This window comes from Levilactobacillus sp., from assembly GCF_022646225.1.
GTDB lineage: Bacteria > Bacillota > Bacilli > Lactobacillales > Lactobacillaceae > Levilactobacillus > Levilactobacillus suantsaiihabitans.
In genome coordinates, this window is sequence record NZ_JALCJA010000001.1 from 570,568 (window position 1) to 592,989 (window position 22,422).

17 protein-coding genes and 1 tRNA gene are annotated in these 22,422 nt (G+C 52.0%); 9 read left to right on the forward strand and 9 right to left on the reverse strand.

The window, feature by feature from the left end; all coding sequences use genetic code 11:
- Positions 1-3: 3 nt before the first annotated feature.
- The 3 genes from LKH74_RS02625 to LKH74_RS02635 form a co-directional block, all read right to left on the reverse strand.
- Entirely contained in the window at positions 4-1,257 is a 1,254-nt protein-coding gene (locus LKH74_RS02625; RefSeq protein ID WP_287707730.1) for a carboxylate--amine ligase, read from the reverse strand.
- A gap of 139 nt (positions 1,258-1,396) precedes the next feature.
- On the reverse strand, positions 1,397-3,280 hold the full coding sequence (gene asnB, locus LKH74_RS02630; protein ID WP_135368529.1) for an asparagine synthase (glutamine-hydrolyzing): 1,884 nt from the start codon (positions 3,278-3,280) through the stop codon (positions 1,397-1,399).
- A 146-nt stretch (positions 3,281-3,426) separates the two neighbouring features.
- Entirely contained in the window at positions 3,427-4,125 is a 699-nt protein-coding gene (locus LKH74_RS02635; RefSeq protein ID WP_287707729.1) for a Crp/Fnr family transcriptional regulator, read from the reverse strand.
- Positions 4,126-4,869: 744 nt separating this feature from the next.
- Here LKH74_RS02635 and LKH74_RS02640 point away from each other — a divergent pair.
- Together LKH74_RS02640 and LKH74_RS02645 are read left to right on the forward strand one after the other, a co-directional pair.
- Positions 4,870-6,279 (forward strand): C69 family dipeptidase, encoded by a 1,410-nt coding sequence (locus LKH74_RS02640; RefSeq protein WP_287707727.1) that lies wholly within the window; start codon positions 4,870-4,872, stop codon positions 6,277-6,279.
- Between the two features lie 68 nt (positions 6,280-6,347).
- Entirely contained in the window at positions 6,348-6,584 is a 237-nt protein-coding gene (locus LKH74_RS02645) for a hypothetical protein (protein WP_287707726.1), read from the forward strand.
- A gap of 156 nt (positions 6,585-6,740) precedes the next feature.
- Here LKH74_RS02645 and LKH74_RS02650 read toward each other — a convergent pair whose 3' ends face one another.
- Positions 6,741-9,254 carry an excinuclease ABC subunit UvrA gene (locus LKH74_RS02650; RefSeq protein ID WP_287707725.1) on the reverse strand — a complete coding sequence of 838 codons (2,514 nt, stop codon included), beginning with the start codon at positions 9,252-9,254 and terminating at the stop codon, positions 6,741-6,743.
- Positions 9,255-9,420: 166 nt separating this feature from the next.
- Between LKH74_RS02650 and LKH74_RS02655 the strand changes: the two genes are divergently transcribed.
- From LKH74_RS02655 to LKH74_RS02665, 3 genes are all read left to right on the forward strand, one after another.
- A complete protein-coding gene (locus LKH74_RS02655; protein WP_287707724.1) occupies positions 9,421-9,933 on the forward strand; it encodes a VanZ family protein in 513 nt (170 codons plus the stop codon).
- A 2-nt stretch (positions 9,934-9,935) separates the two neighbouring features.
- The gene (locus LKH74_RS02660; protein WP_135368535.1) at positions 9,936-10,229 is read left to right on the forward strand and encodes a heavy metal-binding domain-containing protein; all 294 of its coding nucleotides are present in this window, start codon (positions 9,936-9,938) and stop codon (positions 10,227-10,229) included.
- Between the two features lie 52 nt (positions 10,230-10,281).
- A tRNA-Leu gene (locus LKH74_RS02665) sits at positions 10,282-10,365 on the forward strand.
- 143 nt (positions 10,366-10,508) lie between these two features.
- Here the strand turns inward: LKH74_RS02665 and LKH74_RS02670 are convergent.
- The 3 genes from LKH74_RS02670 to LKH74_RS02680 form a co-directional block, all read right to left on the reverse strand.
- Positions 10,509-10,949: an MAG6450 family protein gene (locus LKH74_RS02670; protein ID WP_287707723.1), complete on the reverse strand. Its 441-nt coding sequence runs from the start codon at positions 10,947-10,949 to the stop codon at positions 10,509-10,511.
- 3 nt (positions 10,950-10,952) lie between these two features.
- Entirely contained in the window at positions 10,953-11,402 is a 450-nt protein-coding gene (locus LKH74_RS02675; protein WP_225428747.1) for a Panacea domain-containing protein, read from the reverse strand.
- A gap of 517 nt (positions 11,403-11,919) precedes the next feature.
- Positions 11,920-14,349 (reverse strand): MucBP domain-containing protein, encoded by a 2,430-nt coding sequence (locus LKH74_RS02680; protein WP_287707722.1) that lies wholly within the window; start codon positions 14,347-14,349, stop codon positions 11,920-11,922.
- 827 nt (positions 14,350-15,176) lie between these two features.
- On the opposite strand from LKH74_RS02680, the gene LKH74_RS02685 reads away from it, so the two are divergent.
- On the forward strand, positions 15,177-15,656 hold the full coding sequence (locus LKH74_RS02685) for a MarR family winged helix-turn-helix transcriptional regulator (protein WP_135368955.1): 480 nt from the start codon (positions 15,177-15,179) through the stop codon (positions 15,654-15,656).
- Positions 15,657-15,715: 59 nt separating this feature from the next.
- Here the strand turns inward: LKH74_RS02685 and LKH74_RS02690 are convergent, their stop codons facing one another.
- Together LKH74_RS02690 and LKH74_RS02695 are read right to left on the reverse strand one after the other, a co-directional pair.
- Positions 15,716-16,396, reverse strand: a complete 681-nt coding sequence (locus tag LKH74_RS02690; RefSeq protein WP_287707721.1) for a CPBP family intramembrane glutamic endopeptidase — start codon at positions 16,394-16,396, stop codon at positions 15,716-15,718.
- A 611-nt stretch (positions 16,397-17,007) separates the two neighbouring features.
- Positions 17,008-17,214 (reverse strand): hypothetical protein, encoded by a 207-nt coding sequence (locus LKH74_RS02695; protein ID WP_287708588.1) that lies wholly within the window; start codon positions 17,212-17,214, stop codon positions 17,008-17,010.
- A 152-nt stretch (positions 17,215-17,366) separates the two neighbouring features.
- Here LKH74_RS02695 and LKH74_RS02700 point away from each other — a divergent pair, with 152 nt between their 5' ends.
- From LKH74_RS02700 to pgmB, 3 genes are all read left to right on the forward strand, one after another.
- Positions 17,367-18,326, forward strand: a complete 960-nt coding sequence (locus LKH74_RS02700; RefSeq protein ID WP_287708587.1) for a 2-hydroxyacid dehydrogenase family protein — start codon at positions 17,367-17,369, stop codon at positions 18,324-18,326.
- A 499-nt stretch (positions 18,327-18,825) separates the two neighbouring features.
- A complete protein-coding gene (locus tag LKH74_RS02705; RefSeq protein WP_287708586.1) occupies positions 18,826-21,540 on the forward strand; it encodes a glycoside hydrolase family 65 protein in 2,715 nt (904 codons plus the stop codon).
- Between the two features lie 12 nt (positions 21,541-21,552).
- Positions 21,553-22,224, forward strand: a complete 672-nt coding sequence (gene pgmB / locus LKH74_RS02710; protein WP_135368950.1) for a beta-phosphoglucomutase — start codon at positions 21,553-21,555, stop codon at positions 22,222-22,224.
- Positions 22,225-22,422 lie beyond the last annotated feature (198 nt).

The window sequence follows — 22,422 nt, forward strand, 5'->3', positions numbered from 1 at the left end:
TAGTTACCCCTTATTTTCTGCGAAATACTTCTTAAAGTTAACCGTGTAGTTGTGCTGCATCCATTGGATCAGGGCCCAACGCTTCAGGTTCATGTCTTGATCGTAACGGTAGGTCGTGCCGTACTTACCCGCCGCAATCAGCTTTAAGGCGCGTTCCTTGTCGGCATTTTCGCGAGTGTAGCGCTTGAAGACCTTGACCGGTACTCCGAGCCACAAGGCGTGCTGGCTTTCATCTTGGTTGCCGTAAACGGTGGGCGCGTCCTTGAGACTATCCTTCACGTAGTCCTTGACGACCCAATCGGCCAGGTTGTAGCCGTTGAGCGTCACGAAGAAACTGCTGCGGCCTTGGCGCAAGTTGATTTCAAACAGCTTGAACGACTGGTCACGCACGTCGTATTTCATATCGAAGTTGGCGTAGCCGGTGAACTTGATGGCTTCCAAGAACTTTTGAATGTTGTGGTAAATGGTCTCGTTGTATTCGGGAATAATGGCCACGTAATTGCCGATAGCCGATGGTGCGGGATCTTCTAACAGCGGGTGACCCAGACACATCATCTTCACGTGATGGTTGCGGTCCACGTAGGCGTTTAGCACCCGCATGTTGCTGTCATCGCCGGGGACGAAATCCTGTAAGATCAGGTCAGACGTGTAGCCGTTGGCGTAGATCTTCCCCACGATATCCTTGAATTCGGCTTCACTTTGAATCCGGAAGGCCTTCTTGCGGCCCTCAAAGTGGACATCCAACCACTCCACACTGTTGGCGGGCTTCAGGGCCACCGGATAGTCAAAGGGCTGTTCCACGTCGCCGGCCGTGGCTTCAGCCTTGGTGATGATGCGCGTTGCCGGATATGGCAAGCCGTATTGATCACAGACCTTGTAGAAGTTTTCCTTATTGTTCAAGTGGCACAACTGATCGTAATCAATGTACGGGCAAATGAACACGTCTTCCAATTCCGCCTTGTGCTTACTGATCAACTCGGCATAGCCATCTCCACACCCGATCAGAATCACGGGTTCCGGATGATTAGCGTAGCGTTCCTTCAACTTGCGCATGGTTTCGATCCACACGGGGTCCTCATCGAATCCCGGAATCAATTCCAAGTTGACAACTTTCGTGTAGCGGGTCGGTGCGAGCTGAATGCTGGCAAAGGCCTGAACGGGTTGGTGGTACAGTTCATAAAATGACCGCGCCATCCCGTAAACGTTAAAGTCACTCCCCAATAAAACGGGCGTGAATTTTACTCCATTGGTTTCCATAACGAATTAAAGTCCCTTCACAACGTACTGGATTTCTAAAAATAAATTTTGCTAAGTAAACACAATCAAGGTTGTTAACGGACGAGTCCAATAGCAACCTTGATCAGGGTCGGTCCTGCCAAACGGCGGTCCGGTTAAATTAAACTTGCGTGCGGTGAACTAAATCGACCGTCTTGGCCGTCGTGTCTTCTGGGAAGTAAACTTCGTACCACAGAATAAACGTGTAAATGGTAAAGATCTTTTGCATGCTGGATTTGCCATTGATATGTTCGTGCAAAATTTCCATCAACGCATCGGTATTAAAGAACTTGTGGGCCACGTCAGAGTTGAAGGCCTCGATGATCCGCGACTTGTAAGGCTCCGTCTTGATCCAAGTGGCGATTGGAGATGGGAAGCCCATCTTTTCCTTCTTGGCCACACGTTCTGGCAATTCGGCTTCAGCGGCCGTTCGCAAGGATACCTTAGTCTCATCGGCGTGAATCCGCGTCTTGACGGGCATGGTTGCCGCAAATTTGGCCACTTCTTTATCCACTAATGGCGTCCGAACTTCTAGGGAGTTGGCCATGCTCATCCGGTCGGCCTTGTGCAAGATGTCGTAAGGTAACCAGGTGTTGATATCGAAGTATTGCATTTGCGTCATTTCGTCTAAGCCCTTGACGTCGTCGAATAGATGCTTAGTGTAAGCCCCAGCGTCTTGGTTCAGACTAGGGTTCTTCAAGATCTTGTTGCGGTCATGGTAGTCAAAGACGTAGTTGACCCGGTAGTAACGTTCGCTCAGCGGTTGCGCCCCACGAACTAAGAACCGCCGGCCGTGGAACCGTGGCAGCTTTTCGGCGATGCCACCCAGCATCTTACGAATACCCTTAGGAACCCACTTTTGGTAGCGTTCGAACGGAATGGCTTCCAGGTAAGTGTTGTAGCCCCCGAAGAATTCGTCGGCCCCTTCACCAGACAGCGCCACCTTGACGGATTTCCGCGTCCCTTTGGACAGGTAGTACAGCTGCATAGCCGATGGGTTCGACAGCGGTTCGTCCATGTAGTACATGATGGTTGGTAAGATGTCAAAATAGTCATCCCCGGTCATGTACAGTGGTGTGTTCTTTTGTTTGATTTCCTTGGCAAATTCCGTGGACCAGCTCAATTCACTGTACTTGGAATTCTTGAACCCTAAGGAGAAGGATTGAATTGGCTTTAACTTGGACGCTTCGTTCAAGACGTAGGAAGAATCGATCCCACTGGATAAGAAGCTCCCCACTTCCACGTCGGCGATCATGTGCGCCTTAACGGATTCGTCCACAATGCCGCGAATCTTCTTGGCATCTGCTTCAACCGTTTGGGTGTTGTCGATGTGATCGTAGTTGAACTTGAAGTAACGGTGCGTTTCCGTTTCCCCATTGGCGTGGTGAATGAAGTATTGGCCAGGCAAGACCTTGTAGACGTTCTTGAACATGGTGTCACGTGAAGGAATGAACTCAAAGCTCAAATGGATTGGCAAGAGCGCTTCGTTGAATTCCTTCTTGAAATTAGGATGTTCCAAGAACGCCTTGATTTCAGACGCCCACAAGAACGTGTCGCCGTCATCATAGTAGTAAAGCGGTTTGATGCCAAAGTGATCCCGGGCACCAAAGACTTCGTTAGTCGTCTTGTCATAAATGACAAAGGCGTACATCCCCCGCAGCCGGTCCAACAGCTTAGGACCCCAAGCATCGTAACCGTGGATTAAGACTTCTGAGTCCACGTCCGTTTGAAATTCGTAGCCTAACTTTTGTAAGTCAGCCCGAATTTCTTGATAGTTATAAATTTCACCGTTAAAGGTCAAAACCTTGGTTTGATCCCGGTTGTACATTGGTTGCTTTCCGTGAGCCAAGTCAATGATTGACAGCCGGCGGAAACCCATCACGGCTTGTTCGTCGTGGAAGTAGGCCTCGTCATCCGGCCCCCGGTGCTTAATCCGATCTGCCATACTATTGATGGTGTTAGTCGGAACATCTTTTTGATTCACGTAGCCAACGAATCCACACATGTGCGTATCCCCTTTTTTCTAAGTCATTTAAAGTCTAATTTTAGTCGTTCATTAAGATAAATGAAACACAACACCCATTATTTTAGCAAATTTGTTTGGTGAATACCATAATATTAAGGATTCTTAAGGGATAGCTAACCCGTTACCTATTCAGGGGCCACCGCGGCCAACGCCGAGCTATCCAAAACCTTCACTTGTCGGCGACCAATCGTTTCGATCACGCCGTCCTTGACCAGCTGGCGTAGCTTACGGCTCAAGGATTCTGGCGTCATTCCCAAATAAGCGGCCAGGTCTTGCTTACTCATCGGTAAGTCGATGGTCCCGGCCTGATGGCCACTGATCTCTTGCAAATAGCCGGCTAACCGCGGCAAGGCATCCGGAATGGCAAGTAAGGTGGCCTGCCGTTCCGCCGTCTTCAAGCGATCTGCCAGTGCCCCTAACAAGGCCATTGATAGCTGCGGCATGTCCTTGATCAGAGCCGTTAGCGAGGCCCGCGAGATCGTACACAATTCACTATCCTTAGTAGCTTCCGCATAAGATGAATGAATTTCATCCGTAAACAGGGCAATCTCCCCAATGAAGTCGCCCGGATTCAGAACCCGCAAGACCTGTTCACGGCCGTCTTCGGCCAAGTGATAGAGCCGCACCTGGCCGACGTTGACGATGTACAGCGTCTGGGAGACCTCACCGGTACTGAAGACGGTGCCCCCCTTCTTGGCCACCACGGGCCGGGTCACCTGAGCGACCGACGTCAACTGATCGGCGGCCAGGCGCTGAAAGATTGGGACTTGCGAAACGCATTCTAGTTCCTGTTCGATTGATTCATGCTGATGTGCATGTGCCATACCGGCATCTCCTTTTTGATTTTTTTAATCACTCTAATCGCCTGGGCAACGCTAGTGTGTGCTGGCCGCCTACCGTTCGCCAAATATGGGTTGGAACGCTGGGGCGGACGGGTCGAGCCAAAAGGCGGTCTCGACGCCTCGCTTTGAGCCGAAAAACACGTCTCAAAGACGCCAGTTGCCTAAGCGGCATGAACCGTGCCGCTAAGGCAACTCCCACGGCTGAACCCATATTTGGCGAACTCTCGGCTACGATGGTGCGTGCCAGTAACAGTCGTCTTAACCCCAGATAGCAGCTGAATTGACGACTAGTCTCTCATTAACGCAACGTTGCTGATAGACGTCAACCTTACCTTGGCTGACGCAGATGCCCGGTTTCACCAATTTTAGGTGTCAGAACACCATCACTACAGCAATCTGCAAGTTAATTTCATTTTCAACTTTCAGCCAGTAATAATTGATCTAAAGCAGGCATTAACTTGCCAGCGATGACCAGGAATAGGGCCATTGGGGTCGGCGGTAGGCTGCCCCACCGGCTGGAAGCGTTCGCCAAAGTAGGCGCACCCCCAACAAAAATACGCGTTGCCACTTAACCATGAGACTCACCCCTATTCTAGCAAACTTTGCTGATTTAGCGGTGGCGAATGCCTCATGCCCGCAAACCTTCATACATATCATGGGTTAGTGTCGCAATTGTGCTATAGTAATGACAACTAGTTTCAACCTAACGTTAAGGAGGAATTTTTCATGACCCGTCAAACTCATGCGGCGTGCACGTCATTTTTGGCCGGCAAACTGGCCACCATCGATGGCAGCACGCTGATTGCCCGCAACGAAGATAATTTTGTGGCGATTTGGCCCAAACGCGCGCAGATTCACGCAGCTAACGAACCGCGGGACCTCAATTTTATTTCCAAGGGCAACCATTTTACCACGACACTTCCCAAAAAAGCCTACCATTACACGGCAATGCCCGATACCGATCCTAGTGAAGGTTTCTACGAGGAGAGCGGTATCAATGAGAAAAACGTGGCAATGAGTGCTACCGAAAGTGCCTATACCAATTCTCGAGTGCTGGGTGTGGACCCCTTAGTCGCAGACGGCATTGCCGAAGACGCCATGGTGACCGTGGTCTTGCCCTACGTGGACTCCGCTCAGGCCGGCGTTCAACGCCTCGGCAAACTGGTCACGACCAACGGCGCGGCCGAAACCAACGGGGTGCTGTTCAGTGACAGCGAAGAGGTTTGGTACATGGAAATCGTGAGTGGTCATCACTGGGTCGCCCAACGCATCCCGGACGATGCTTACGCCGTAGTCGCCAACCAATTGGCCATCGAAGACATTGATTTCGACGACCCGCACAACTTCATGTCCTCACAAGGTATCCGTCACTTCGTCCAGGTCAACCGCTTGAACCCGGACGGCAATCGGTTCAACTCTCGCCATATCTTTGGGACTCAGACCAGTGACGACGCCCACTACAATACGCCACGCGTGTGGTACGGCCACAAGTTGTTTACGCCCAGTGCCTTTGAGAACCCGACCAGCCAGGACCTCCCCTTCATCCGGCACGCCGAACAAAAAATCAGCGTGGCAGCCGTTCAGGAATTCTTAGGCTCCCACTATCAAGAAACACCCTACGACCCACTCGGCAGCGGGACAGCAACGGAAAAACACCAATTCAGAGCGGTCGGCCTGTCGCGAACGCAAAACTCTCACGTCTTGCAAATTCGCCGCAACGTCCAGCCGGTCCTCGCCGGTGTCATTTGGCAATGCCTGGGCAATCCCGCGTTTAGCCCGTATTTGCCTTTCTACGCGCAAGGCGACCAGGTTGGCGCCGCTTACAGTGCCGATAACCAAGACTACACCCAAAAGAACCCTTACTGGGCCAACAAACTGCTCGACGTCTTAAGCGAAGCCCACTATCACCAAAACCGCAAGCTCCTAGACAGCTTCCTCAAGCAAACGCAAATCGCCGGCTACCACCGCCTACAGGTCGGCGACCAACAGGCGACCACCTCGGCCACGGGATTAGGCGCGTTCAACGCAACCACGGCTGCCACGATGGCCACATTGATGCAAGAACAGATTGGCAAATTAGTTGCAGCCAACGCCGAGCAATCCGCATTGACCTTCACCATGGATGCCGGGTTGTAATTTGGTATCGTTTTCAAGGCAAATGCGCTATAATGAAATTAGCAGCTAGCAGCGAAAGGAATGATTAGATGGATGAAGTAGTCCTTTTCAACCCAGGAGATTCAATTGGTAACTTTCATGATTATCATGAAGCTGTGCAGCAAGCTCAGATTTACCGGGAACGTCACGATGAATCCGGCCACGTCCTGGTCGTTAAGAGCGAACACGGGGAACCATCATTCGATATCTTTTTAGCGGAGCAACAGCTAACGGATAAGGCGGAACCCTCGACCAAACAACGCTACACCGTTTCTAAGAAAATGTAATCCAAATAAAGCGCACCGCCGAGTAATTGGCGATGCGCTTTTTAGTTCGTCTAGCTAACAGTTAGTCTGTTTGACCCGACCATTGATTGGCCTGTGGCTGGCGTCATGGTTTCACCAAATTGATTGGCATAACGACTATTTGACCATCAACGCTGACTAAGCCCGTTGTCCGAACAAGGCCAACTGGTCCTTGAGGTACTTGCCCGTGACGCTCCCGGGTGTTTCACTCACAGCTGCCGGCGTCCCCGTGGCAACCAATTGGCCCCCGTTGATTCCGCCGCCGGGACCCATGTCGATCACGTAATCGGCATTGGCAATCAGGTCCAAATCGTGTTCAATCGCGATAACTGTGGCCCCCTGCTGTAGTAGCTGGTCAAAGACCTTGACCAGCTGTTGAATATCCAGCGGATGCAGGCCCACCGTGGGTTCATCAAAAATAAACAGCGTACCGTTTTGGCGTTTGCCGATCCGAGAGACCAGCTTGAGCCGTTGGGCCTCACCACCGGACAAGGCCGGCGTGCTCTCCCCTAACAAGAGGTAGCCCAGCCCCATGTCATGCAGGGTCTGCAAGGTCTGTTCAATACCGGCTTCCTCGGCAAAGACGGGCAAAGCCTCATCCACGGACAAGGCCAAAACGTCGGCAATGCTGTAGTCATGCCACTTCACGGCCAACGTTTCTTGATTGTAGCGCTGACCGTGACATTGCGGGCAGACTTCCGTGATGTCCGGCAGGTACTGCACATCTAGTGAAATTTGTCCGGTCCCGCCACACATTGGGCATGCGCCCGCCTTAACGTTGTAAGAGAAGCGACTATTGGTATAGCCGTGTGCTTTAGCCGCTGGGGTGGCCGCAAAGAGTTTACGCAGCCGGTTCAAAATATCCGTATAGGTGGCGACTGTGGAGCGCACGTTTTTGCCGACCGGTACCGAATCGACCTTCACCACGTGGCGAATGCCGGCCCGGTCCAAATGGGTCACGTGCCGCGGCAAGGTCCGGTGATCCACGTCGGCCTCGATAGCCGGAATCAGGCTGTCCAAGACCAGCGTCGTCTTGCCGGCCCCGCTCATCCCCGTGACCGTCGTCAGCCGATTCTTGGGAAATTTCACGGCGACGTCAGCAATGTTAAACCGGTGTTGCACCTCGATGGCCAGCTGGCCCTTTTGCCAGAGCGCGTCGGCCGCCAGTTGTGGCCGTTCACGCAAGGTCGCCGTCCCGTTGAGAAATGGTGCGATCAACGAATGCGCACTATGGGCCACCTGGTCGACGGTACCTTCATCCACCACGGTACCGCCGTTCTTCCCGGCACCCGGGCCAATTTCGATCACGTAGTCGGCCGCGCCAATGATACGGGTATCGTGATCGACCACGACCACAGAATTGCCCTGGGCGACCAGTCCGCGAAAGGCCTTGATCAACCCGGTCACGTTGGCCGGATGCAGTCCCACTGAAGGCTCATCCAAGACGTAGAGCACGCCCGTCGTGGCACTGCGCAGGGTCCGCCCCAACTGGATTCGTTGGAGTTCCCCGGTCGACAGCGTATCCCCCGGCCGGCTCAACGTCAGGTAATCCAGCCCCAAGTCGACCATTGGCTGAAGGCTCAGCCGCAATTCAGCAACCAAGTCACTACCGAGTTTGTGCATCCGTTCGGGAAGCCAGTCGACAATGGTCGTCGCAAATTCGCGCAACTGATTGATGGGTAAATCGGCGACCTCGGCAATATTTTTCCCGTTTAGCTGTTGCCGCAGTAATTTCGGATTCAACCGCGTGCCGTGACAATCCGGGCAGGTATCAAAGGTGTAAAACTTGTTGAGCTTGGCAATCGTCCGTTCGTTCTTACTGGTGGCCATGCTGTCCTCGACCGCGGCGAAGGCGTTTTCGTAGACCGCCTTGTCCATGTGAAAGATTTTACCCTTGCTGCTGGGAATATCGATGGCCACGTACTGTTTCTTACCGTGGAGCACGCGTTGCTTGTCGGCTTCGCTCAGATCCTTGTATGGCACGTCGATGGGGATGCCAATGGCGTTGGCCACGATGGGCATGAAATTCCGCCCTGGCAGATGCCAGGACGCCACCGCGCCTTCTTCTAACGTCTGGTCTTCATTCTTAATGATCAAAGACGCATCCAACTGACGGACCTGCCCCAAGCCGCCACAGGTCGGGCACGCTCCGGCTGAATTAAAGGCAAAGTCTTCCGCGCTGGGCGCCATGAAGGTCACCCCACAGGTCGGACAGGTCACGTAGCCGTCATTTTCCGCGACGTCCAGGGTTGGCGGCACCCGATGGCCGTTGGGACAGACCGACGAGCCCAACCGTGAAAAGACCAGCCGCAAGATGTTAAAGCTCTCTGACATGGTCCCGACCGTGGAGCGGACACCGGGCACCTGTGGCCGTTGACGTAAGGCCAGAGCCGATGGCAAATACTCGACGGAATCGACAGCCGCCTTGCCCATCTGGTTGATGCGCCGCCGCGTGAAGGTCGATAACGCGTTCAGATAGCGCCGTGCCCCCTCCGCATACAGCACGCCCATTGCTAGCGATGACTTGCCCGAACCACTGCGGCCCGTGATGGCGACGAACTTATTTAGCGGAATGTCCACGTCGAGGTCCTTGAGATTATTGACCTTAGCGCCACGCACCTTGATCTTGGTTGGTAAATTAGTTGGTTCCATACCGTTTCCCCTTTCTCAAATGAGTGCTGAGTCAATTTTCCCGCTAAACTCTGGAGAACTCAAGCCAGGCGAATTTAAAATCGCCAGTTGCGTAAAAAAATATGGTCCGGACCATTGTCCGCCACCGACGGACCCGGTATACTGGACTTATTGAGGAGGTGCGGCCATGATTCGTTGGATTCCCGCCGTACTGGTCAGTCTGATTTGGCTGGGACTGAGTCTGCGTGCCGCGCGTGCACGGCAGTATTGGCGACTGCTGTGGTGGCTGGGCTGTTGGGGCCTTAGCCTCTTGACTTGGACGCCAATCGCCTTTTCTTTTGGCAGTGATAGCGTCAGTGTCATCACCACCCACTGGATTGCCGGGGGCATCTGGGTCCTGCAACCCCTAGGCCGCGGCAGTGTTGACGCGTCATTTTGGTGCAACATCTTGATGACCGTGCCCCAGGGGTGGTTACTGCGGTTAAATTGGCCCCGTCTGCGGTGGCCCCATTGGCTGCTGGCGGGACTTGCCACGGGGTTGAGTCTGGAAGCCGGGCAAGCCCTAGGCAACTGGCTCGTGAGCTTAGGACGCTGGGTCGACATCAATGACGTCATCACCAACTGTACCGGCATCGTAATTGGCGCAGCCCTGGCCACTTTAGGGCAACACTATTGGTCCAAAAAATTTGAGGGGGATTAGACATGTTTATGACAACTGGTGGGTTGAATCGCACCCACGCCATCCAAGGCATCTTAACCGCAACGGCGAGCACCATGTTGCGGTCAGAAAAGCCGGATGAATTTTCACTGTTCGACGGATTATTTGATGAGGTCAAACAGGATTTGATGAAGCAGGCTCAAGAGACCGATGCCGATGGTTTGATCGAGGTTCGTTTCAATACCGAGGTCGTTCGGATGAACGTGGCACCGAAATTTTTAGTCGTTCATGGCTATGGTACCGCGGTTAAATTCCCAAATTCAAAAAAAGTTGAATAAAGGGGTTCCCTTTTCCAAGACTTTAGTGTAATATATTACTTGTTGTTGAGTTGCCCCGATGGCGGAACTGGCAGACGCGCAGCGTTCAGGTCGCTGTTTGAGAGATCAAGTACAGGTTCGAATCCTGCTCGGGGCATCATGAATAACTTGGAAAAGCACTTCGCAATTGCGAGGTGCTTTTTTGTTATGCTATTTTTCATCGACCTAAGCCAGTGTCTCCCCACCTCAGTCGATAACGCTGCTATTGAGCTATTCACAAGTTTCCAAGCGCTGCTTTTTCTAAAAATTATATCTGTGATGCGGATCGATTCGACAAACGCAAAAGTACCCTAATTCATCATAGTACCCGTGAATTCTGAAATCTCTTTTACCATTATCAAAATGTACGGTCAATCGATCTTCATCGTGAATCTTTTCTTTGTTTTTAGCGCCATGCGGACCGTCCTTACGCAAATACAAGGCCTCGACTTGAGAAATTGTCAGGTTCTTGCCAACCGTTTTCTTCAAAAAGATACTAAATTCTCTAATGTCACCGACCTTCATTTTTTCAAAGGTGTACGGTGCCTGAAGGAGTTCTGGTAACGCGAGTTTAAAACGCAGACTAGTTCGATCATCCGGCGCTAATAGTCTCGGAACTTTCCCCAAAGGACTGGTTGTCTGTTCCGTTAACTGGCGGATTCGATTTTTCTTACTCGAAGTATGATGGGTCAATTTCGCCAAGATTCAGTCCCCCGCATAAATGCTCAAATAAAATTTCGCCATCGTTTCTGCAGAGATTTTGTTATGGCTAGACTCAGTTGTCCGGAGACCGCGGCGTGCTTCTCGCCAAGGATCCTCATGATGGGTTAACGCCTCAAGCTCATCACCACTCTTATCGCCATACGTTTCCCAAACCGACCCTAACAAATCAGCGACCTGATGTTCATTGGTGATTTCCTTTCCTGGAACAACTGGCGTATCAATGGGCGTCCAGCCAAACGACCGGTACTCGCGATAAAGTTCGGGTGAGACGGGGCCGTGGACCCACGCTTCAAACGCAGTATCATTGACAATAGGTTGCTTTAACAGTGCCCAGCCCCAAGCAACGGCATAATAACAAAGTTTTTGTAACTTCTTATCACTCATCGGCTCCTGGTTGATGAACCAAGCAGCAATATCATTAATTGAGTACATCTGAATTTCCCTTCTCTCTTAAACCCACTTCTCAGGCACGCATCGCTATCTTAGCGAAGTTCCTGACACAGGGCAACTTTTTACACCCGACATCTTAAATCAAGTATAGCATAATCTAGATGCCGTCTAGGGGAACATACGTTTTAGAAAAAGTTAAATTCTCTGCGCAAGCACGTCATGTATCATCCCCCGCATGACCAAAACAAAACCACCGAACGACATCTCTGTCGCCGGTGGCCTTATATTACCGTCCCCATCAGGATTAGGAACAACTGTAAAATACCACACTTCCCGACCAGTAGCGGGAATCCCGCTTCATTCAGGCGTGTTTAATCGGCAAGCTAACATACCCGTGGCGTCAATCTTTGTGGCCATGAAAGAAGCGTGGGCCAACCGGCTACCTGTTGGCGCAGGTTTCAGCTAGGCATAGACGAAAGAGCCGGGGAAAGCACCTCCCAGGCTCTTGGTTATCACCTCTATTTGCGCGTTAGCCAATCGTCTTTTCTCACGCGCCTGCCTAATGTTTCCGCAATCTCAGACTGGCCAGTCCCAATGCCCCCAGCAACGTGGCAACTCCGGCTAAGATGTAATTGCCGGTGCTTGCTTCGTTGGTCTGTGGCAAGCTGGTCTTGGCGGCCGTCGTTGCGGCTGAGTGACCCGTGGCTAATTTAGTCGCCGCTGGTTGGCTCGTCGCCTTTAGGTTCTTGACGCCTGTAACTTGGCCTTGGGCTGGACCGGTGACCCGGTTAGTCCGCCCGGCCGGTTGGGTTTGATCAGTCGCAATCGTATCAGCTGCCCCGCCGGTCGTCACGTCGCCTTGCTTGGTCGTGTCCTTGGTGGTTGGCGTCGTATCGTCGATTTTATCCGCATCGCCGGCATTTTTCAGCTGGTTGTAAGTGAAGGTGACGGTCTGCACGGCCGCCGTGTAAGTGCCTTGCGCATGGGTGACGCCGGTAGCCTGGTAACCCGTGATTTCTGGGGCATCAAAGCTGTAGGTGTCACCGACATTCCCGGTCTTGACCTGTTGTGCGACGACCTTGCCATCTTGATCGACACTCACGATGGTCACCGTCCCGGTCGTGACGCCTGGTTCCGGTGTTTCTGGAGTCACGGTTCCGGTCGTCATCTTGTTCACAACGGAGAAATTGACCCACGCATCCAGGTCACGAGAAGTCCCATCAGCCATCTTGACGCGAATGACATAGTTGCCATCCTTAGCCTCTGGCTTGGCCACCAGCAGGAAGCCATAGGGGTTCGCCGGGTTGGCCACGATGGTGAACCAATTCGACGCATCCGTTTGCGTTTGGGCCCACGCGTTGTGGTTCGTGATGCCCGCCGTACTGTCGGTTGAGTAGACAACGGTCGCGCCCGTGTTAAATTGTCCCGGTGCTAATTTGATATCCGTAACCGGCTCGCCCGTGGTAAAGTCCATGAAATCGAAGAGCCCCTCGGTCGGATCAAAGCGATTGTTGGCGTTGGTCAGGACGTGGTGTCCGTTGTCCAACGTTTGCCCATTCCCCACGACGAAGGCCCCGGGCCGGTAAGACCCTGGCGCAATGGCCGTGGTAATTTGATTGGTTCCGTACTCGATTGCCGTTAACGTCGCCGTGCTTGGTAACTTCCCAGAGAACTTATTCTTGGTGATCCGCAACGTGGTGATCGACCAGTTGGCCATATCTGGCAGCTGCCCGCTCAATTGGTTATCGTTGACACTCAATGAGAAGAGATTCTTCAAGTAGGAGATGTCCGGCAGGTTCCCGGTCAATTGGTTGTTGTCCAGACTCAGCATGTACAATTCCGGGTAAGCCGTCAGATCAGGGAAGCTGCCATTTAAATTCAACCCGCTCAACGTCAGGTACTGCAGCTGATCGTTAGTCGCAAAGTAGGTGTGCAAGATGGTGTCTGGCGCAACTCCCCAATCAGTCACAACGCCATCCGCATTGAAGAGCGTGAATTCCCGTAAGTTCGGCGCAAATGAGAAATCAATCATTCCCGCCAGCGGCAATTCCGCGTCACTAAGCTTGAAAGTTCTGAGGTTCGTGAAGTATTGCAGTCCCTCTAGGCTCTTGATTGGTCCCAAATCAAAGTATTCTTGCATGGTGTTCACACCGTAGGTCATCCAGCCATCAAAACCAGCATACTGGTAGAGGTTCGCCGACGTGACTTTGTGGTTGCCACCATAATATTGTTTATCAATCGAGCCAATAACCAACGCCCGTAAATTGGCATCCGGCATCCATTCCGCGGCATCCTTCCCCAAAATATTGTCAAAGTCCGGGGCCCGGTAAACTGGCACGGCTACCAAGGTCTTCGGACCACTGGAAACCGCCATGGCTGCCCGCATCATCGGCCGGCGGGAACTCGTGTTGACCGCGGGTGCGACTGGGTCGACTGGCGGTGTAATCGGCGTTTGCACCGCTGAATCCGTCTTGACGTTGTTTTGATTGTCTTGATTGTTCACCACGTCTTGGGATTGTTGATTGTCTTTGTTTCCGCTTACATTTTCGTTTTCACTAGGTGTGTTGTTTTCTTGCTTCTGCTGTTGATCAACCGGGGCTAGCTCCTTCTCGCCTGTGTTGCCCGGTGCTAGCGTCTCTTCCTTAGGCTGAGTATCTTCATTAACAGCGTCGTCTTTGACCACGCCAGCATTATCTGAGTCGTCATCTTTAAGCTCATCATTATCTTGACTGGCATCACCAGAGTTAATTGCGTCCTTATTGACCGGTTCAACGTTGCTATTATCCTTAACTGACGCAGTCGTCGGTTCTGCAACAACCGCCGTTGGTTCTTCACCAGTCGCCGCCGCATCGGCTTGCGCGGACAGGCCGGTACCCCCAACGAGTCCCAGGCCCACCGTCGCTACCGTAATACATGCGTAGAGCCAACGTTTGCCTGCCTTGTATGCCTTGTAATGTTCTTTGGTCCCAACTAAATTTCGCGTTCTCATGATTCATATCCTCCTCGTTGGCGACGGCTAAACCTGTCGCAGTCCTTCCCTAGTAAGGCAACACACCTTAAACTATTATTTCCATACTTTCGGTCGTCAACGACCTAACTAAAGATTATCCACGGGATTTATCAACACCCATCAGTTATTCTCACAGATATTTAAATGTGGATAAATCTTTCTACACCCTTATTGTACCTAATCCCACGTAAATAGCAAGATAAACTATCCATGCTCAAAACCAGTTTGCCTAGTTTTCATTTCGGCCATAAACTAGGGGTTATTTGCAATTAAACTATCGGCTGATAATTGTTTTACATTGTGATTAATTAAAGTGGTCCTAGTCGTGTCCTCATGCGATTTTAATGAAAAATTTCACTAGTTTTACTTTCCTTTTACAGAACTTCTGCTATACTTGGATGCATATGGTTAACTAACTAAGTCATTTTGTTTTTCATTGACAAAACGGGTCAGTTTCGGTAATTTGTCACATTTAATGGGGTTAAATGCACCCACCATGGACGATTTTATTCGAATTTTCTTCACTCAAATAAATCGCCGTTAAACTTGCACACCCCCCGAACAAACCAATTGCCCTTTTAGAAATTCGCGTAAATAAAAACTTGTTTTATCAATAATTGTTGAAGTTAGCTATCGATATGCTATATAATTATTTAGACGTTACGTTAAATCGTTTCTGGGGTCATCCCCCCGCCAATCTCTGCAAGGCAATCCTCACAGGCCATTTAAACCGGGAGTTTTTACTTGCAAGCGGCAATTTAATTGTATACAATACTCTGGAAAGTAATTGAAAGGAGGCCTGTGCCATGCCGAAAGTTACACCGATTCTTTTAGATGAGCAGCTTTGCTTCTCCATCTATTCTGCCAGCAAAAAATTTAACCATTTCTACCAAAGCGCCTTGGCACCCTTTGGTTTGACTTACCCTCAATATATTGCGATGTTGGTGCTATGGGAAGACGCGCCGCTGACCGTCCATCAACTAGGTGAACGCCTGGAACTCGACAGCGGGACCTTAACGCCCCTGTTGAAGCGTCTGGAAAAGCAAGGCTGGGTCGAACGGGTTCGGAGTCGGACCGATGAACGGCAAGTGCTGATTCATTTGACCGAAATGGCCACCGCCAAGCGTGACGAAGTTTACACTCGGATTGGTCAATGCCAAACGTTATTGGGCATGTCCGATGACGAAATCGACGATACGATGCGCGAACTGGTGACCATCAAGAGCCAGTTGGATGTCGTCAGCAATCAACGCAAGATTGCCAAGGAAGTCGACAAGGAACTTTAATCCCTACTAAAGTCAAACGCCCTGACTGAACATGTGTTCAGTCAAGGCGTTTTTTTCGGCTAATGAAGCGTCAGTAACATCAGCCCCACGGCGATTAAATTGTTGAATCCATGTAGGAAAATCGTGCTCTGGAGCTTGCCGGTCCGCTTATAAACATAGGCGAACGTGCCGCCCATCATGGCGTAGATCAGCCAGCTGACGGGATTGGTGCTCATGTGCACGATGGAAAAGGCCACCCCACTGACGATGATCGGCAACCAAAACATGTTGGCCGGAAAACAACCGTCGATCAGGACGCCGCGAAATGTCAGCTCTTCGATGACCGGACTGGCCAGAACCGCCGTTAGACTCAACATCACCATGGTCAGCGTCCCCTGATTCATGAACGATGAGATGGCCTGGTTGTTGGCCGTGCTGGTCTGGTGATAGAGCAGGCTATTGTCCATTCCCAACACCATTTCAACTAAGATCACAAAGCCGTACGCCTTGACCATCAACCACCAATCCTGACGCGTCAGTCGCTGCCACTTAACCAGGTGCACCCGCCGATAGATCCACAGGCCTAAGGCGATCACGGCCGCAAATCCCGCCACGTAAATCGCTGACCAAACGAACCGTTGACCTATCGCTCCGTGGTTTAAAAATAGCAGTGGCAGTTGCACGAGGTTTAAAATAATTACCAGTAGAATCAACCACAACCACGCGGCGGTGCTCCCCAATTTTCTGTTTTGATTCGTCAAAAAACCATCCTCTCACTTTTGTTGATTCGCCTAACAAACCCCGCAATTAGGGAACAAGACGACATTCTGTGGCGTCTCACCCGCTGATTTTTTGCGTTGTTAACGAAATATTTATATTTTAATGGCAATTTCCCAAGGAATGCGGTACTATATGGTTGCGGGGAAGTTTTAGGACTTACCTCGTGAGGCTTCTGTCCTCATTCAACAGACTGATTTCATTTTACTCCCCCAAAGTAGATGAAATTTTTGCAACATAATCCCCCAATTATGTTGTAACCTTACTCTTTGGCCATTGCGACTTATCGTAATGGTCTTTTTTTCGTTCTAAATTTTGGTGCTTACTGGCAGTGTTGCCCGATTGGACCGCCTTACCGTTCACTGGATATGAGTCGGTACGCTGTGGGCGGACGGGGCGGTCTCGACACCTTGCTTTGAACCGAACACCACGTCCCAAAGACGGTAGTCGCTAACCCATCAACCCGTTTAGACCAATATCTCCCCAAACATCCGCGGGTGGCAAAATGTCTAATTCTACCAAAATTAACCCAACCAGATAAGCGCAAAACTTGCTGCGAAGATGCCCAAATTCTGGTGTCATCTTGACGGCCACCCTACTCATCATCGTCCTCAAACGAAGGCGTCCGCGGCCAGAGAAACCAGAATAACAGAAGGTTGACGACCGTCGCCAATACGAAACCGACCACGCCGATCAAGACCTCCAGCCACGCCGCTATTGCTAAGGTCAGCATCAACCAGATGGTCCCGCCCACGATGCCTGCCGTGAGGACGACAACCAGGATACTTGTGACTAATTTCACGGTGGGTAACCCCTTTCACTTCAGTCTTATGTTTCACAGCTTAACACGTTTAGGCGAATTTTTCGAAAGATTTTTCAGGGAAGGCTGTTTTCTCTGATGAAAACGATTACAATAGACTTGTGAAATAAAATTTTACTGAAGGAGTGACACTCATGACTAGTGTTTTAGTAACTGCACCTATTCCCCAGTCAGCCCTGGACATTTTGAACCAAGCCGGGCTCGATGTTGACAGCTATTCAGGTAGCGGATTAATCACAAAGGACGAGTTGTTGAAGCGGATTGTCGGCAAGGACTATCTGATTACGCCACTGTCGACTCAGGTAGACAAAGACGTGATCGACGCCGATCCTCAGTTAAAGATTATTGCCAATTACGGCGCTGGTTTCAATAATATTGACGCCGCCTACGCCCGTTCCAAGAACATCCCCGTCACCAATACGCCCAAGGTCTCCACGACTTCGACCGCTGAAGTCACGACCGGCCTCATGATCACCCTGGCCCACCGAATGGTCGAAGGGGACAAGTTGATGCGGACCAAGGGCTTTGACGGCTGGTCTCCCCTCTTCTTCTTGGGTCATGAATTGGCCGGCAAGACGCTGGGAATCGTCGGCATGGGCCAAATTGGTCAAGCCGTTGCCAAGCGGATGGCCGCCTTTGACATGAAGATTCTCTACACCCAACGCCATCCCCTCGACGCCGCAACGGAAGCCAGCTTGAATGCGACCTACGCCACGCTGGATGAAGTTATCGAAAAGAGTGACGTGTTGACCTTGCATTGCCCATTAAACGATCAAACCCATCACCTGCTGGGCGCTCCTGAGTTCAAACGGATGAAGAAGTCCGCTTACCTCATCAACGCCGCTCGGGGTCCCGTTATCGACGAGGCGGCCCTGCTCCAAGCCTTACGTGACGGCGAATTGGCCGGCGCTGCCTTGGACGTTTACGAAGCCGAACCAAACGTTGACGATGGCTTCAAGGCCTTAGACAATGTTATCTTGACCCCTCACGTCGGTAACGCCACCGTCGAAGCCCGTGACGCTATGGCGGCCATCGTGGCCAAGAACGCGGTCAGAGTCGATAAGGGTGAAGACCCTCTGTACGTGGTCAACTAACTTTAAAATCTAATACGTGTACCGTGGGAGAGTGGGCCAAAAGGCGATTAGCCGGTGAGCATTAAGGCTGCTAGCCGAATAATCCCGGTTTTGGATTGTTTGGCTAGCAGTTTTAAGCGGAACCGGCTGCCTTTTGGCGCACGTTTCAGCTATGTAAAGGTACTGTGAACGAGCCTGGGAGATTTTGTCCCAGGCTCGTTTTTTACCGCCAAGTGAGACTATTGGCGCACGTTTTCGCCATCGCCAGCCCCCCTGCAACCGGCAGCCTTTTTTCAGCACCACCTCCACCCAGCCGCCACGCATTCCGCCGACGCTGACGGGTGCTACAACCAAGAACACCAAAACGCTGCAACCGATTGCAATTGCGCCATCTCGGCATTTATAATAATATTAATTTTGACCTTTCCGAACGGAAATAATTGCTTATTGCGGTCAGTTAGCCTAAGATTAACTGTGAAAGAATACGCTATCATTTAGCAGAAAGGATGACGACTGCGCTTTGAAAATTATTACGTTGCACGTCTTAGATGATTCATTGGAAGTCAGCTACCACCCGACAGATCAGACTGGCGAGCGGCAATTTATTATCGCTTACAATTCGGAACAGACGATTGGTGAGAACCTGGAAAACTTGCGGTTGAAGCTAGCGGGGCTCGACGTCGATGCCGCCGTGGTGGACAACGCCTTGAGCTACCCGTTCTCCGACACGGTCGTGGGCATCAACCACCAACGCATCGATATTGGGTTGGCCATTACCAACATGTTGAACATTCCGGTCGTTAGCAAACAAGCCATCGCCGATCAAGGCCTGGAGGCGGCTCTAGCGACCAAACGCGATTACCTGGCCTGGCACCTGGACTATTACGGCCAATACCAAGGTAAACGCAATTACGGCCAGGAAGCCATGCTCACGGTGGGCAACGGGTTCTTCGGTGTGCGGGGAGCCTATACGGAAGCCCACGCGGACGCCGACAACTACCCCGGCATGTACACGGCCGGCCTGTATGACCAACTGACCACCAACCTCAATGGCCGCCAAGTCACCAACGAGGACCTGGTCAACCTGCCCAACGCTCAAGCGCTCTCCTTTGGGGTCGACCATCAGAATCCGTTTCAAATTAAAGCGGCCGACATTCAAGACATCTACCGGAGCCTAGACCTACACACCGGGACGCTGATCACGACCATGCTGGTCCAGCTGTCAACCGGCCACACGCTGCAGATCAAGACCAGCAAGGTGGCCAACTTCAAGGACTGGCATCGACTAGCGATTCGTTACAGCATCACCCCGATCAACTTTGCGGGCAGCCTGCAGGTCTACTCGACCATCGACGGTAGCGTCGTGAACGGCAACGTTGCCCGGTACAACGCCTTTGACCAACGTCACCTGCGCGTCACCGGCACCAGCCAACAGCCCGACAGTATCTTTTTGGAAGCACAAACGCGGTCATCACACGTTGACCTCACGCTGGGCGCCCATTTGACTGGCCCGGGCGAAGCACTAACCGCCCCTAGTGACACCCGGCCGAACGCCGAACAACAGGTCCGCCAAATGCGCTCCGTGGACGTTCAACCGCAACACACCTACACTTTTGAAAAAAATGTGGTCTTATTCACCAGTCGTGAGACGACCGGCAACCTACTAAGTGCCGCCACCGACGAACTCCAGCAGGCGTCGTTTGCAGACACGCTGGCCAGCAGCACCGCCTATTGGCAAAAGCGCTGGGCGGACGCCGACATCCAGATCAGCGGCGATATCACGTCGCAAAAGCTGACCCGGGTCAACCTGTATCACCTCTTCTCGGCGGTTCAGGCCATCCGTTCTGGCAAGATCGATGCCTCGATCAACGCGCGTGGACTCGACGGCGAGGCCTACCGAGGACACGTTTTCTGGGACGAAATGTTCGACTTGCCCGTCTTTGCGCTCCATGACCCTAAGCTGACGCGGCAACTATTGATGTACCGTTACCGACGATTGCCAGCGGCCAAGCAAAACGCCCAAGCGGCGGGTTATGCCGGGGCCATGTTCCCTTGGCAATCCGGTGAACACGGCGATGAACAGTCGCAAGTCACGCATTTGAACCCCCTGACCAACACCTGGGACCCCGACTACTCATCACTGCAACGGCACGTTTCTTTGGCCATTGCCTACAACGTCATCCTGTACTGCCGCATCACCGGCGATACCGACTTCATGGCCAAATATGGTCTAGAAATGCTACAAGAGATCGGGCAGTTCTGGCTCAGCAAGACCACACTGAACAACGCGAACCATCGCTACACCATCGACAAGGTCATGGGTCCCGATGAGTTCCACGAAAACTATCCCAATGCCGATACGACGGGACTGGCCAACAATGCCTACACCAATCTAATGGTCACCTGGCTGTTTAACCAGCTCAAAGAAATTCGACAAACTTTGACACCGGCGACATTGAAAGCGGTTGACCAAAAGACGCAGGTCACGGCCGAGACGCGCCAACAATTTGCGGCCGTCAGTCACCATTTGAAACTGGACATCAGCCCGGATGGCATCATCGGGCAGTTCGAGGGATACTTCAAGTTGCCGCAACTGGACTTCACCAAGTACCGGCAAAAGTACGGCGACATTTCTCGGATGGACCGGATTCTAAAGGCCGAGGGCAAGACGCCGGACGCCTATCAGGTCGCCAAGCAAGCCGATGCGCTGATGGTCTTATACAACCTCGACGCGCCGCAAGTGGCCGATCTCTTGCAACAACTGGGCTATGAGCTCCCGCACCACGCCTTGATCCAAAATCTCCAGTATTACCTGGACCGCACGACGCACGGATCCACGCTGTCACGCATCGTTTACGCGGCTTTGACGGCCATGGCGGGCAACATGGATCAGTCCTGGAAGCTCTTCTCACAGGCGTTGTTCTCTGATTACTACGATATTCAGGGGGGCACCACGGCCGAAGGCATCCACCTCGGCGTCATGGGGGCCGTCACATTGATGTCAACGCGCTACTACGCTGGTGTCGACGCCTTAGGGGAAGATTTGACCGTTAACCCTCACCTGCCGCAAGCCTGGGACGCGATTAAATTTAGCCACCTGCTACGTGGCACTCGTTACACCTTTGCGATTGACCACCATCACGTGACCGTGACGGCCGATCACGCCGCAACACTTAAAATTGGGCAACAACCTGTTTCACTAAAACCTAATGTTCCACAAACCATTACTTATTAAGGAGTGCTTCACATGACTAAGTTTGCTGATATTAAAGGATTTGTTTTTGACCTCGACGGTGTCATCACCGACACCTCCATTTTGCACGGAACTGCTTGGCACCAACTCGCCGATTCTTTAGGCGTGGCTTGGAGCGACGAACTCGCCAACGGCTTGAAGGGCATTAGCCGGATGGACTCTTTGGAAATGATCTTAAAGGCCGGTGGCAAGGAAAACGACTACACCCAAGCCGAAAAGGAACAACTGGCCACCCAAAAGAACACCAATTACGTGGCCGAAGTCGACAAGATGACGCCCGCTAACATTTTACCCGGTATGAAGGCCTTCTTGGATGACTTGCGTGCCAAGGGCTATCAACTGTCATTGGCGTCCGCTTCCAAGAACGCCCCACGGGTCTTGGGCAAATTACAACTGGCCGACTACTTCCCGAAGATCGTTGACCCAGCCAGCCTGACGCACGGCAAGCCGGATCCAGAAATCTACACCAAGGGTGCCGAACTGCTGAACCTGCCAGCCAACCAATGCATTGGGGTTGAAGATGCCGCCGCTGGTGTCGCTGCTATCAATGCGGCCGGTGAAGTCTCACTGGGCATTGGTGACGCCACGGAACTGGGCGCCGCTGACATGGTCTTCGCTGACACGGCAGAAGTGACCTTGGACAATATCGCGAAGAAATTGGGTTAATCTTGTGTGAGCACGCACCTGCCGTTACCGGGAGGCGGCGTGCTCTTTTGGACTTAAGCGTGTGACGACAGGCAACCACCTGTTGGCGCACGCTCCCCCTACTCTTACTAACGAAATCCACCGGCCATTGGTAACCCACCGTACCCTCGACTTTAGGTTTTTTTAACCACTGGCTAGTAGCCTTTCGTTTCATTCTAA

What these genes read in the sequence shown, in the direction of transcription:
- LKH74_RS02625 (WP_287707730.1), bottom strand. Translation starts at nt 1,257, where the DNA reads ATGGAAACCAATGGAGTAAAATTCACGCCCGTTTTATTGGGGAGTGAC.
- asnB (WP_135368529.1), bottom strand. Translation starts at nt 3,280, where the DNA reads ATGTGTGGATTCGTTGGCTACGTGAATCAAAAAGATGTTCCGACTAAC.
- LKH74_RS02635 (WP_287707729.1), bottom strand. Translation starts at nt 4,125, where the DNA reads ATGGCACATGCACATCAGCATGAATCAATCGAACAGGAACTAGAATGC.
- LKH74_RS02640 (WP_287707727.1), top strand. Translation starts at nt 4,870, where the DNA reads ATGACCCGTCAAACTCATGCGGCGTGCACGTCATTTTTGGCCGGCAAA.
- LKH74_RS02645 (WP_287707726.1), top strand. Translation starts at nt 6,348, where the DNA reads ATGGATGAAGTAGTCCTTTTCAACCCAGGAGATTCAATTGGTAACTTT.
- LKH74_RS02650 (WP_287707725.1), bottom strand. Translation starts at nt 9,254, where the DNA reads ATGGAACCAACTAATTTACCAACCAAGATCAAGGTGCGTGGCGCTAAG.
- LKH74_RS02655 (WP_287707724.1), top strand. Translation starts at nt 9,421, where the DNA reads ATGATTCGTTGGATTCCCGCCGTACTGGTCAGTCTGATTTGGCTGGGA.
- LKH74_RS02660 (WP_135368535.1), top strand. Translation starts at nt 9,936, where the DNA reads ATGTTTATGACAACTGGTGGGTTGAATCGCACCCACGCCATCCAAGGC.
- LKH74_RS02675 (WP_225428747.1), bottom strand. Translation starts at nt 11,402, where the DNA reads ATGTACTCAATTAATGATATTGCTGCTTGGTTCATCAACCAGGAGCCG.
- LKH74_RS02680 (WP_287707722.1), bottom strand. Translation starts at nt 14,349, where the DNA reads ATGAGAACGCGAAATTTAGTTGGGACCAAAGAACATTACAAGGCATAC.
- LKH74_RS02685 (WP_135368955.1), top strand. Translation starts at nt 15,177, where the DNA reads ATGCCGAAAGTTACACCGATTCTTTTAGATGAGCAGCTTTGCTTCTCC.
- LKH74_RS02700 (WP_287708587.1), top strand. Translation starts at nt 17,367, where the DNA reads ATGACTAGTGTTTTAGTAACTGCACCTATTCCCCAGTCAGCCCTGGAC.
- pgmB (WP_135368950.1), top strand. Translation starts at nt 21,553, where the DNA reads ATGACTAAGTTTGCTGATATTAAAGGATTTGTTTTTGACCTCGACGGT.